We start from the raw sequence: 13,350 nt of genomic DNA on the forward strand, positions 1-13,350 counted from the left end.
AAGGGATTTTCAGAGAGTAAGTGGGTTGGTGTGAACTTACAATAACTTTTTTAGTGAATGGACTTACGAGAGAGAGCTGAATTTTAGTATGCAATACGTTTTCCTACGTTACAGGGATAAGATATGAAAGTATCTGACAATGAGATGGTATAAGTAAGATTATAACCTTTTGTAATTTTATTTATGCTAACAGAGGTGGCAACGCGGATATTCGCCCTCTATAGAACTTTATAGTTCTATAGAGGGCTTTTTTTATTACAATCAATAGATTTAAAAAGGGGGCTTTTATAATGGAATTTAAAGATTATTTATTAAAAGTATCATCGGGAAGTGACCTTAATCAAGAAGAAGCAAAAGAAGCTGTAAACTATATGTTTTCAGATGAAGCTACACAAGGAGAAATTGGGGGATTTTTACTTGCATTAAAAACAAAAGGCGAGAGCTATGAAGAAATAGCGGGAATGGCAGAAGGCATGAGAGAAAATGCTATAAAACTAAAAAATATAGAAGGTCTTTTTGATAATTGTGGGACAGGTGGAGATAGAAGTGGAAGCTTTAATATATCTACAACCAATAGTTTTTTATTAGCAGCTGGGGGCGTGAAGGTTGCTAAGCACGGGAATAGATCCATATCATCCAAAAGTGGATCAGCAGATTTATTAACCACTTTAGGAGTGAATATTAATATTACTAAAGAAGGCATAGAAGAACTTATAGAGAAAATTGGGATAGTTTTTCTATTCGCACCAAATATGCAGCCTAAGTTTAAGAACATTATGCTTGTTAGAAGAAGTCTTGGGATACCAACTATCTTTAATGTTTTAGGGCCACTTGCAAATCCGTTTAAACTGGAGTCGCAACTTTTAGGGGTTTATAGAAAAGATTTGGTTAAGCCAATAGCAAAAGCTCTTAAGGCAATGGGAAGAACAGGAATTGTTGTAAATGGAGATGATAGATTAGACGAGGGTACCTTAACAGGAGAAACACATTTAGCTATAGTAGGAAAAGAAAATATAGAATACAAAAGCATAACTCCAGAAGAATTAGGTTTTGAAAGAATAACATTAAAGGACATCCAAGGTGGAGAACCAGAGTACAACAAACAGATAACCTTAGATATTTTAAATGGGAAAAAAGGAGCTTGCAGAGATACAGTTTTGTTTAATTGTGCACTGGGACTTCTAGCTGCCAATAAAGTTTCCTCTTTAGAAGAAGGAATAGATAGAGGAAAAGAACTTATAGATTCAAAAAAAGCATTAAATAAATTAAATCAACTAATTGAGGAGAGTCAGTGTTATGCATAATATTTTAGAGGAAATAGTTGAAAAGAAGAAAGAAGATTTAAAATTTTTGAATAGAGAAGAAATTCATAATAAAGCTATGGAACTTAAAAATAATAGGGGACAGTCACTGAAAAATTCCCTAATAAAAAGCCAAACTCTAGGAATAATATCAGAAATAAAAAGAGCTTCTCCCTCAAAAGGTGATTTAAATATGAATCTAGATGTTGAAAAAATGGCTAAAATTTATGAAAATGCTGGAGCTAAAGCAGTATCTGTTTTAACTGAAGAGAGATATTTTAAAGGAAGTTATAAGGATTTAGAAAATGCAAGAAAATGCTTAACTGTCCCCATATTAAATAAAGACTTCTTCATTGACAAAATACAGATTGATTTATGTAAAATTTATGGTGGAGATGTGATTCTTCTTATTCTTAAGGTTTTATCAGATGAAGCGGCAAAGGAACTTTTAGATTATGCACATTTTATGAATTTAGAGGTTTTAATGGAGGTTCATGATGAAGGAGAGCTCTTAAGGGCAAAGGAACTTAAACCAGATATTATAGGAATTAATAATAGAAACTTAGAAACCTTTGAAGTAAGCATAGATACAACTATAGCACTTTCTAAATATATAAAAGAAGATGGATTAATTATTTCAGAAAGCGGGATAAAAACAAGAGAAGATGTTAAGAAGCTAAAAGAACATGGAGTTAAAGGAATATTAGTTGGGGAAAGTTTTGTAACTTCAGGAAATGTTGAAGAAGCTTTTAGGGAGTTAACTTTATGACAAAGATAAAGATTTGCGGGATTAAAGACAGAGAAATAGGAAAGTATGTTGAAGAATTAGGTGCAGATGCTCTTGGATTTATTCTTTGTCCATCAAAAAGAAGAATAGATATGGATACCTTAAAAGCTATTACTTTAGGGTTAGGAAATAAGGTCGAGAAAGTTGGGGTTTTTGTTAATCAATCAGAAGATGAGATAAAAAAATATTACTGTGAAGGTGGATTATCCATGGTACAACTTCATGGTGATGAGGATGAAAACTTTATAAGAAAACTTCCCTTTAAAGTTATAAAAGCCTTTAACGTAGGGACGTTAGAAGATGTGGAAAAAGCTTTAAACTGTGAAGTTCCTTTTATTTTACTGGAAGGAAAAGGCCTTTTAAAAGGTGGAAATGGAAACAAATTATCATCTGAACTTTTAGAATTTTTGGGGACAGTTAACAAAAAAGATAGAGAAAGAATAATCTTAGCTGGGGGACTCAACTCAGAAAATATACTAAATGCAATAGAAATAGCAAAGCCTTGTATGATTGATGTTTCTTCAAGTGTGGAAGTGGACGGGGTTAAAAATAAGCAGAAAATAAAAGAATTTATAGAAATAGTAAGGGGGCATAAATAAATGTATAATTTACCGGATGAAAGAGGTCATTTTGATATTTATGGTGGTAGGTTTGTTGGAGAAACCTTGATGGAACCATTAAAAGAGCTAGAGAAATACTATGAAGAGGCAATGAAGGATGAAGCTTTTCAAAAAGAATTTAATTATTATCTAGAAAAATATGTAGGAAGAGAAACTCCATTATACTATGCTGAAAGATTAAGTGAGTTTTGTGGTGGAGCTAAAATCTATTTAAAAAGAGAAGATTTAAACCATACTGGAGCACATAAAATAAATAATACAGTAGGGCAGGCCTTACTAGCATTAAGAATGGGGAAAAAAAAGGTGGTTGCAGAAACAGGAGCTGGGCAGCATGGGGTAGCTACAGCAACTGTTGCAGCTATGTTTAACTTAGAATGTATAGTTTTTATGGGTGCTGAGGATGTAAAAAGGCAAGCTTTAAATGTGTTTAGAATGAAGCTTTTAGGGGCTAAGGTTGTAGCAGTTGAAAGTGGAAACAAAACCTTAAAAGATGCATGCAATGAAGCTTTAAGATATTGGGCTGAAAATGTTAAAGATACAAACTATATACTTGGCTCAGCGCTAGGACCTCATCCATACCCAAAGATGGTTAGAGATTTTCAAAGTGTAATAGGAAAAGAAACTAAAAAGCAAATATTAGAAGCAGAGGGTAAACTTCCAAATGCAATAGTAGCTTGCGTAGGTGGAGGCAGCAATTCCATAGGAATGTTTTATCCTTTTATAGAAGATGAAGAAGTTGAACTAATAGGAGCTGAAGCAGGTGGACTTGGAATAGATACAGAGGAACATGCAGCAACAATAGCTAAAGGGGAAAAGGGAATTTTACATGGAGCACTTATGTATTTAATTCAAGATAAAGATGGTCAGGTTATTGAACCATATTCAATATCAGCAGGGTTAGATTATCCAGGTGTTGGGCCTGAACATTGTTATCTAAGTGATATAAAAAGAGCAAAATATTACCCAATAAATGATGATGAGGCGTTAGAAAGCTTTAAACTTTTATCAAAATTAGAAGGAATTATTCCAGCTTTAGAATCTGCTCATGCTGTTGCTTACTCAATTAAGAAAGCTAAAACTATGAAAAAAGATGAAATTTTAGTTGTGTGTTTATCTGGAAGAGGAGATAAGGATGTAGAGAGAGTTAGTGAATTATTTGGGGGTGAAGCTAATGAGTAATCTATTAAAGTTATTAAATGAGAAAAAAGAAAAAGGGGAAAAAGCATTTATTCCGTATATCATGGTTGGAGAAGATTCTTTAGAGAGAACCTATAAAGATATAATGTTTTTAGAAAAAGAAGGAGCGACTTTAATAGAGCTTGGAATACCTTTTTCAGACCCAGCCTCTGATGGGACAGTTATCCAGGAAAGTGGAATCAAGGCTTTGAAAAATGGAATTAACGTTCATAAAGTATTTGAGTTAATATCAAAAATTAGAGAAGTATCAGAAGTTCCTTTAGTTATAATGAGTTATATAAACCCCATATTTAAGTTTGGGTTAGAGGAGTTTTTTAAAAGATCATCTGAGTTATCAGTTCAAGGAGTAATACTACCAGATGTTCCAATAGAGGAGTTTTCCTTTATAGAAAAATATATAAAGAAATATGAAATAGATTATGTACCTTTGTATTCACCAACAACTCCTTTAGAAAGAATTAAAGATTTATGCGAAGTAGGTTCAGGTTTCCTATATGTTGTAACCTCATTAGGAGTTACAGGCGAAAAGGAAATAGATAAGAAAAACTTGGGGGACAGTCTTGCAAAGATTAGAGAAAACTCCACTCTTCCTATCATGGCTGGGTTTGGTATAAGTAGTAAAGATGATGTAAAAGAGATAAAACAATATTCAGATGGTGTTATTATAGGCAGTAAAATAATCAAACTATTAAGAGAGGATGGTTATGCAGAAATTTCAGAATTAATTAAGGCGGCTAGAGAGTGATTATGGATAAAAACTATATAACACCAATGAATATTGAGATTACTGCATACAAAGAAGAGCTAAACTTTAAGGACTTAAGTTTTTTAGAGGAAGAAATAAATAATAATAAAGGAGCATTATTTTCATCAAACTATGAATTCCCCAATAGATATTCAAGATGGGAGCTTGGAGTAGTAAATCCTTATTTAGAAATTAGAACCTCAGGACTTCAGGGACAGTTAAGAGCATTAAGTGGATCTGGGAAAGAACTTCTAAAAATAGTAAAGGTGATTCTACAAAAAATAGACGGCGTGAATTTAGATGTTAGAGAAGAAGTGATAGAATTCACCTTAGAGAAAGATAACAAGGTTTATAGGGAAGAGGAAAGAAGTAAAAAAAGAAGTATATTTACAATAATAAGAGCTCTTATGAATGGATTTAAAAGTGAAGATGATTGGCTTGGATTATATGGGGCTTTTGGTTATGATCTTGTTTTTCAATTTGAAGATGATATTAAACTTTATAAATCTAGAGATGGCAGCGAAGATGTAGTTTTGTATTTCCCAGAGAAAATCTATTTAAGAGATAATAAATTATCAAAGACTTTTTGTGTAAAATATGATTTCTCTTATGAAGGAATAACCACAGTGTCCGAAAATAATGAATCAATAAATCAAAAAGATATTCAAAAGACGTTAAATGAAGAGTATATCAAAAAAGGAGATTACTCAAAGATAGTAACCTTGGCAAAGGAAAGCTTTAGAAAAGGTGACTTGTTTGAAGTTGTTCCTTCTTATTCTATAGTTAGAGAAACTGAACTTCATCCAAAAGAGATTTATCACAACTTAAAGAATATAAATCCTAGTCCCTACAACTTCTTTATAAATTTAGGTAAAGAATATTTAATTGGTTCATCACCAGAGATGTTTGTAAGAGTTGAAGACAAAAAAGTTGAGACTTGCCCAATTAGCGGTACTATAAAAAGAGGTGCTAATGCCATAGAAGACAGCGAACAGATAAAGAAACTTATAAACTCTAAAAAAGATGAAGAAGAGCTAACTATGTGTACAGATGTTGATAGAAATGACAAAAGTAGAGTGTGTAAAGAGGGGACGGTTAAGGTAATTAATCGAAGAACTATAGAGATGTATTCTCATTTAATTCATACTGTAGACCATGTAGAAGGAATATTGAAAGAAAACTACGATGCTTTAGATGCATTTTTAACTCACATGTGGGCAGTTACTTTAACAGGTGCGCCTAAAAAAAGAGCAATAGAGTGGATAGAAAAAGTTGAGAAGGACAAAAGAAACTGGTACGGTGGTGCTGTAGGTTTTATAAAGTTTAATGGAGATATGAACACTGGAATAACTTTAAGAACTTTAAGATATATAGATAAAAAGGTTGAGATAAGAGTTGGAGCTACACTTCTTATGAATTCTATCGAAGAAGATGAAGAAGAAGAAACAAAAGTAAAATCATTAGCTATGCTTAAAAGTTTAGAGAAATTTGGGGGACAGTTAAGCATTAATTACACGAAAAAAATTGTTAACTGTCCCCAAAAGAAAAGAGCATTAATAATAGATCATGAAGATTCGTTTGTGCATACCTTGGCTAACTATATTAAGACGTTAGGATTTGATGTTGAGACCTATAGAGGAGATGAAGGAAGAAGAAAGCTAAAAGAAGAGAAGTTTGATGTTTTAATTCTTTCACCAGGACCAGGAATACCAAGTGAGTTTAATTTAAATGAAAGTATTGATATTGCAATAGAAAAAGGTGTGCCTATATTTGGCGTTTGTTTAGGACTTCAAGGAATAGTTGAGTATTTTGGAGGAAAGCTTGACTATATTGAGAATCCAAGACACGGCAAAAAGCTCAAAGTGAAAAAATCAAAAGAAGCTCCATGGGCATCAGTTAATGAAGAATTTACAGTGGGGCTATATCATTCTTTGTATGGAAAAGAAATTGGAGAGGATTTAATAAATATCTGTGAAGATGAAGAAGGAATACTAATGGGAGTAATGCATAAGAAGCTAAAAATATTAGGAGTTCAGTTTCATCCAGAAAGCATTTTAACTTTAGATAATGATAGTGGAATGTCATTACTTGGGGACAGTCTTCAATTTTTAACCAAAATATAAATTAAAATAATATATAAAACTAAAGATTTTCTTAAAAGAAAGTAGAAAACATGAATAATCATAAAAGCTGTAGTATAATATATTAAAGCCTATTATATTACAAGGTGGGGATTAATAATGAATAAAAAATTATATCTTTCAGAAACAGATAAAAAACTTTCAGGTGTTTGTGGCGGAATAGCCGAATATTTTGATATAGATTCAACGCTAATCAGATTAGGGTGGGTACTATTTGTGTGTTTAGCAGGAACCGGAATTCTAGCATATATAATTTGCGCTATTATAATTCCTAATAGACCAGACTATATAAATTAATAAAAGATTGCTGATATATTTCAGCAGTCTCTTTTTTTAGAAAAAAAGCATACTATTGTTAACTAAATACTTTACAAACATAAATACTTAGGTATACAATGTACTTAGGTAACCTAGGCATATAGATATCCTAAGTAAGGAAGTGATATATTGGCAGATTTCGAGAATCAACTTAAAAAAGGAATTCTCTCTATGTTAGTTTTAAAATTACTCAAAGAGAAAGATATGTACGGATATGAAATAATTCAAAAACTTGAGGAATTAAGTGAAGGCTATCACAGTTTAAAGGAGGGAACACTTTACCCAATGTTATATAAATTTGAAGATAAGGGATGGGTGGAGAGTTATAAGGTTTCCTTCGATGAGGAGAGAAAAATTCCGAGAAAATATTATAAAATAACGGAACATGGAAAAATAGAAGCATTTAACCAAGATATGGCGTGGCATATTTTAAATGAAAGAACAAATAAGGTTTTAAAGTATATTGATAATAAGGGTGGTGGAAATTTATGAATAAAGAATTTGATAATTATATAAATAAAATAGTTAGCAACATTGGCTTAACTGGGAAAAAAGCTAGAAATATAAGAGAAGATTTATATTCATCACTAATAGAAAAACAGCAGATAACAGGAGAAACTAATCCATATATTTTATTGGGAGATCCTGAAGATGTTGCAGAAGAGTTTAGAGAGAATATAGGAATTGAAAGAAGATATTTTCATGATTATTATTGGTATGAATATAAATCCAAGGTTACTGTTTTAGGAATACCACTAGTTCATATAAACTGTAAGCCTATGGGAGTAGCAAAAGGAATAATATCAATAGGAAGTATTGCAATTGGAGTTTTAGCTTTTGGGGGAGTTTCTATTGGAGCTATAAGTTTTGGAGCTATAGCAATGGGCATTTTAGCTGCAATAGGTGGAATTAGCTTAGCTGGATTACTTTCTATAGGTGGAATTGCAATGGCTTTTGGAGTAAGCGTAGGAGGTGTAGCAATTAGCAAACTTATGGCTTGTGGTGGGTATGCAAGTGCTAATATAGCAATAGGTGGAATATCAAAGGGTGTAATTTCTATATTTAAACAAAGCGGAGAAGGAACATATCTATTTGATAATTCTTCAAATCTAAAAGAAATTATAAATACAATAAAAGAAGTGTATCCCAACATTAGTGAAAAAATTATCAATTTTATGGAGAAGTTTATTAGTCTATTCTTAATGTCTTAAAGGTAAATACCATATATATTATATGAATGTATATGGTATTTTTAAATTTATTTGCAAAATGTAAATAGATTGTGATATAATTAGCAATATTTTAGACAGTTAGTAAATTTAGATAAGAAATGCTAAAAATCAAAATCGTAAATTTAATGATATTTTTTTAACTAAGATTAAGTTCATATTTAATTTATTTTTAAAATAACATCTGTAAACGATTGAAGAATGATAAATGTTATAATTGCGTATTAAATTCAGAATAGTCTAAATTTAGAGAAAGCTAGTGTTCTAAAAAATCTATGATAAAATTAATAACTGATTACAGGAAAGTAATATTTTATTTACTTGGAGGAGACTATGAATAAAGTAGTTATTAATGAAAAAATCGTAGAATTTAATGAAGCTACTACTATTTTAAAATTAGCAGGAGAAAATGGAATAGATATTTCAACTCTTTGCTTTTTAGATGATTGTAATGAAATCGGTAATTGTGGTGTATGTGTTGTAGAAATAGAAGGTAGAGATGAACTTGCAACATCTTGTACAACTTATGTGGAAGATGGAATGGTTATAAATACTAACAGTGAAAAAGTTCAAAATGCTGTTAAAGATAGAATATCAACATTATTAGATAAACATGAATTTAAATGTGGTCCATGTAAAAGAAGAGAAAATTGTGAGTTTTTAAAACTAGTTATTAAACATAAAGCAAGAGCTAGTAAGCCATTTGTAGTTGCAGACAAAACTCCATACGTTGATGATAGAAGTAAGTCAATAGTTATTGATAGAACTAAATGTGTACTTTGTGGAAGATGTGAAGCAGCTTGTGAAAAGAAAACAGGAACTGGTTCTATAAAGTTAGTTGATAGTGGAGATGGACTAAAGGTAACAACAACAGATAATAAATGTTTTGATGATACAAACTGTATACTTTGTGGACAATGTGTAGCAGCTTGCCCAGTTGATGCACTATCAGAAAAGTCACATATGGAGAGAGTTAAAGAAGCCCTAGCAGATCCAGAAAAACATGTAATAGTAGCTATGGCGCCATCAGTAAGAACTGCTATGGGAGAACTCTTTAAAATGGGTTATGGTGTTGATGTTACTGGAAGATTATATACTTCTATGAGAAAGTTAGGTTTTGATAAAATATTTGATATAAACTTTGGGGCAGATATGACAATAATGGAAGAGGCTACGGAGCTTGCTCAAAGATTAGAGAATAATGGCCCTTTCCCTATGTTTACATCTTGTTGTCCTGCTTGGGTTAGACAGGTAGAAAATTATTATCCAGAGTTTTTAGATAATATTTCAACTGCAAAGTCCCCTCAACAAATTTTTGGGACGGCAAGTAAAACTTATTATCCGACTTTAGAAGGATTAGACCCTAAGAATGTGTTTACTGTAACTATTATGCCTTGTACAGCTAAGAAGTTTGAAGCTGATAGACCAGAAAATGAATATGAAGGATTAAGAAATATAGATGCAGTTATAACAACAAGAGAATTTGCAAAGATGATAAAAGATGCAAAAATAGATTTTGCTAATTTAGAAGATAGTACAGCTGACCCAGCTATGGGAGAATACTCAGGAGCAGGAGCTATATTCGGAGCTACTGGTGGAGTTATGGAAGCTGCTTTAAGAAGTGCTAAAGACTTCATAGAAAAGAAGGAACTAAAAGAAATTGAGTACGAAGTAGTAAGAGGACTTAATGGAATAAAAGAGGCTACTGTAAACATAGCAGGAAAAGATATAAATATTGCAGTTATAAATGGAGCTGTGAATGTTTTTGAATTTATAAAAGCAGGTAGACTTGAAGGTAAAGAATATCATTTTATTGAAGTTATGGCTTGTTCAGGTGGATGTGTAAATGGGGGAGGACAACCTCATGTAAATTCTATAGATAGAGCTAAAATGGATATTAGAGCTGTTAGGGCATCTGTTCTTTACAATCAAGATAAAAATTTACCTAAGAGAAAATCTCATGAAAATAGTGCTATAATAAAAATGTACGAAAATTACATGGGAAGACCAGGACATGGTTTAGCTCATGAATTACTTCATATGAAATATAATAAGAAATAATATATTAAATCACTTCTATGAAAAACATGGAAGTGATTTTTTTATGCGAATATTATTGAAATAATAAAGAAAAATATACGCAAAAGTATTGCATTTTTATATTAATTGGTATAGACTCTCCTATTGGGGAGAACTTTATCCCAAGAATATTAAATAATATTCGTATAAATAATTTTGCATATAGGGGCAAGATACCTAGGAGTTGAATTATGCGAAATAAAGCGGAGGATAATACTATGTATGATGTGATTATTGTAGGAGCGGGTCCAGCTGGAATTTTTACGGCTTTAGAGCTTGTAAAACAAGAAAGTAAAAAGAAGATTTTGATTTTAGAGATGGGTAAAAGTATTGATAAAAGACATTGCCCTAAAGATAAGACTAAAGTATGTGTATCTTGTAAGCCATATTGTCATATAACTACTGGTTTTTCAGGAGCTGGTGCTTTTTCAGATGGTAAGTTATCTTTAAGTTATGAAGTTGGTGGAGAGTTACCAGATTTAGTAGGCAGTTCTAATGCACAAGAATATATTGATTATACAGATAAAATATACCTAGAATTTGGTGCAGACTCAAAAATTGAAGGAGTAGGCAACGAAAAGGAAGTTAAAGAAATAAGAAAAAAAGCAATTGAAGGTGGACTTAAATTAGTAGATTGTCCTATAAGACATTTAGGAACAGAAAAAGCCCAAGACATCTATCTAAAAATTCAAAATAAATTAATAGAGTTAGGTGTAGAAATAAGATTTGATACCTTAGTTAAGGATTTAATTATAGAAGATAATAAAATAAAAGGTGTACTAGCTACAGATTCTCTAAGAAAAGAAAAAAATGATATTATATATGGAGAAACCATTGTAGTGGCTGCAGGAAGAAAAGGGGCAGATTGGCTAAAGGATATGTGTGTAGATCACAATATTAGTCATAAAGCTGGTACTGTAGATGTTGGAGTTCGTGTTGAAATAAGAAATGAAGTTATGGATGAAGTTAATAGAGTTTTATATGAATCTAAACTTATTGGATACCCAAAACCTTTTAAAGATAAAGTAAGAACTTTTTGCCAAAATCCAGGTGGTTTTGTAAGTCAAGAAAACTATGATAATAACTTAGCTATAGTTAATGGACATTCTTATAAGGATAAGAAGTCAGAAAACACTAACTTAGCTATACTTAGCTCTCATAACTTTAAAGAGCCTTTTGACAAACCAATAGAATATGGACAAAAGGTTGGAGAACTAGTTAACATGCTTGGTAATGGTAAAATATTAGTTCAAAGATATGGAGATATATTAGAAGGAAAAAGAACTTGGCAACATGAACTTGATAGAACTAATGTGAAGTATACACTTCCGGATGCTGTTGCAGGTGACTTAACAGCTGCTATACCTTATAGAACTATGACTAATATTTTAAATTTCATAGACGCTATGAATACTGTTGTACCTGGTTTTGCATCTAATGAAACTCTTTTATATGGACCTGAGATAAAGTTCTACAGTAATAAAATAAATATAGATAAGAACTTTAAAAGTAATATAGAAGGATTATATTGTTTAGGAGATTCTAGTGGATGGACAAGAGGCCTTATGATGGCATCACTTATGGGCGTAATGATGGCTAGAGTCCTTGAAAAAGGAAGCTGGAAAAACTAAGATTTAAATTAAAAGCAATAGTTAAAAGTACTGATAATATACTTTTAGCTATTGCTTTATTTTTAAAGTTCTCTTAAAGATTCCTCAACCTCATCTTTATTTAAGCCTCCATTTTCAAGTTCATTATCATCTAATATTAGAAGAAATTCATAATATTCTTGAAGGTGATTTTGATAAGAAGAGTCTAACTCTATTAATTCATATAAACAATCTTCTCCTTTAGCATACTCACCCATGTATTTATAGTGATTAAAAATTTGATAATATAGAGTAGATGGAAGTTCAAAATCGCGTAAGCTTTCTAAAATCTTTAAGAATACAATTTTAAACGTACTTTCTTTTGTATCTAATCCTTTTTCTATAGAAGTATTAAATATATTGTAGGATTTCATCATTCTAAAATAATCCTCTAGTTTAATACCTTCTAAAAATATTAAGGTAGCAACAATAAGTAATCTAGTATAATCTTCTATTCTAGATGGTTTTAATAAATTAACTATCTCTTCATAAGGAAGGTTTTCTATAACTAAGTAATTATAACCTGTGTATTTTTTGTATAATTCAGTAATATCTTTATTGAAGCTTTCTATATCTAATTCTTCTAATTTAGGGATTATCATTAAAAATTCGGAAACTACATTATCATTAAAGTCATTTTTTATCATAACTTTTCCTCCTTGATAAAATTACTTAACTGTCCCTATTATATCATTTTAATTAATTGAGAAGAATATTTATAATATAATTTATTCTATAGATAATAATTATTAGCAGGAGGAAAAGATAGCGAATATTATTTCGTGTAATGTTAAAGGTACTGAATTTTTAAATGGTGTTTTTGGTTTGGAGCATTGCTCTATAACTATTGAATTATAGGGCTGAAATATATGTTTCCTTAGATACCATTAAGTACCATAAACATAAGGTTACTTAAAAACGAATATGTAAAATGAAGATGATTTCATTTTAATAGATTATTAAAAAATAAACTTAAAATAAATACAAATAATTATTTTGAAAAAAAATATTGATTTTTAATCTCTGAGAGTGTAACATACAAATATAAGATGTATTAATACGAATGTTCGTATTAACAAAGAGGTTATTATTCATTTCGTATATGTTTGATGATATGGTTCAAACGTTTCTACCAGGATGCCGTAAACTGCCTGACTACGAATGTATAATGGTTATTGTCTGTGTTTTTTGGCAATATTTATTATGCATTCCTGAGCAGTATAGTTGCTCAGGATTTTTTTGTTTTAAAGAAACCTTAAACAAAACAATAAAAATAATATTTTC

12 protein-coding genes, 1 riboswitch and 1 other annotated feature (1 of these 14 running past the window's edge) are annotated in these 13,350 nt (G+C 30.9%); of the genes, 11 read left to right on the forward strand and 1 reads right to left on the reverse strand.

What is annotated here, in order from left to right; all coding sequences use genetic code 11:
• Positions 1 to 222, forward strand: a binding site (T-box leader) (it extends 32 nt beyond the left edge of the window).
• A gap of 68 nt (positions 223 to 290) precedes the next feature.
• From trpD to BUA92_RS08280, 11 genes are all read left to right on the forward strand, one after another.
• The gene (gene trpD / locus BUA92_RS08230) at positions 291 to 1,304 is read left to right on the forward strand and encodes an anthranilate phosphoribosyltransferase (protein WP_073018560.1); all 1,014 of its coding nucleotides are present in this window, start codon (positions 291 to 293) and stop codon (positions 1,302 to 1,304) included.
• Entirely contained in the window at positions 1,297 to 2,070 is a 774-nt protein-coding gene (trpC, locus tag BUA92_RS08235) for an indole-3-glycerol phosphate synthase TrpC (RefSeq protein ID WP_073018561.1), read from the forward strand. Before trpD ends, trpC begins: the two co-directional genes overlap by 8 nt.
• The gene (locus BUA92_RS08240) at positions 2,067 to 2,687 is read left to right on the forward strand and encodes a phosphoribosylanthranilate isomerase (RefSeq protein WP_073018562.1); all 621 of its coding nucleotides are present in this window, start codon (positions 2,067 to 2,069) and stop codon (positions 2,685 to 2,687) included. Before trpC ends, BUA92_RS08240 begins: the two co-directional genes overlap by 4 nt.
• Positions 2,688 to 3,887: a tryptophan synthase subunit beta gene (gene trpB / locus BUA92_RS08245; protein WP_073018563.1), complete on the forward strand. Its 1,200-nt coding sequence runs from the start codon at positions 2,688 to 2,690 to the stop codon at positions 3,885 to 3,887.
• On the forward strand, positions 3,880 to 4,650 hold the full coding sequence (trpA, locus tag BUA92_RS08250) for a tryptophan synthase subunit alpha (RefSeq protein WP_073018565.1): 771 nt from the start codon (positions 3,880 to 3,882) through the stop codon (positions 4,648 to 4,650). The genes trpB and trpA overlap by 8 nt, the downstream gene beginning before the upstream one ends.
• A gap of 2 nt (positions 4,651 to 4,652) precedes the next feature.
• The gene (locus tag BUA92_RS08255) at positions 4,653 to 6,773 is read left to right on the forward strand and encodes an anthranilate synthase component I (protein ID WP_073018566.1); all 2,121 of its coding nucleotides are present in this window, start codon (positions 4,653 to 4,655) and stop codon (positions 6,771 to 6,773) included.
• Positions 6,774 to 6,890: 117 nt separating this feature from the next.
• Positions 6,891 to 7,088: a PspC domain-containing protein gene (locus BUA92_RS08260; RefSeq protein WP_073018568.1), complete on the forward strand. Its 198-nt coding sequence runs from the start codon at positions 6,891 to 6,893 to the stop codon at positions 7,086 to 7,088.
• Between the two features lie 192 nt (positions 7,089 to 7,280).
• Complete coding sequence (locus BUA92_RS08265; RefSeq protein ID WP_073018925.1) at positions 7,281 to 7,601, forward strand: PadR family transcriptional regulator; 321 nt, start codon at positions 7,281 to 7,283, stop codon at positions 7,599 to 7,601.
• Positions 7,598 to 8,320: a hypothetical protein gene (locus BUA92_RS08270; protein ID WP_073018570.1), complete on the forward strand. Its 723-nt coding sequence runs from the start codon at positions 7,598 to 7,600 to the stop codon at positions 8,318 to 8,320. Before BUA92_RS08265 ends, BUA92_RS08270 begins: the two co-directional genes overlap by 4 nt.
• A gap of 351 nt (positions 8,321 to 8,671) precedes the next feature.
• Positions 8,672 to 10,399 (forward strand): ferredoxin hydrogenase, encoded by a 1,728-nt coding sequence (locus tag BUA92_RS08275; RefSeq protein WP_073018572.1) that lies wholly within the window; start codon positions 8,672 to 8,674, stop codon positions 10,397 to 10,399.
• A 209-nt stretch (positions 10,400 to 10,608) separates the two neighbouring features.
• A complete protein-coding gene (locus BUA92_RS08280) occupies positions 10,609 to 12,048 on the forward strand; it encodes an NAD(P)/FAD-dependent oxidoreductase (RefSeq protein WP_242950110.1) in 1,440 nt (479 codons plus the stop codon).
• A gap of 62 nt (positions 12,049 to 12,110) precedes the next feature.
• Here BUA92_RS08280 and BUA92_RS08285 read toward each other — a convergent pair whose 3' ends face one another.
• On the reverse strand, positions 12,111 to 12,713 hold the full coding sequence (locus BUA92_RS08285; RefSeq protein WP_021800872.1) for a DUF6483 family protein: 603 nt from the start codon (positions 12,711 to 12,713) through the stop codon (positions 12,111 to 12,113).
• 429 nt (positions 12,714 to 13,142) lie between these two features.
• Positions 13,143 to 13,244, forward strand: a riboswitch (purine riboswitch).
• Positions 13,245 to 13,350 lie beyond the last annotated feature (106 nt).

Source organism: Clostridium intestinale DSM 6191 (assembly GCF_900130055.1).
Taxonomy (GTDB): domain Bacteria; phylum Bacillota; class Clostridia; order Clostridiales; family Clostridiaceae; genus Clostridium_T; species Clostridium_T intestinale.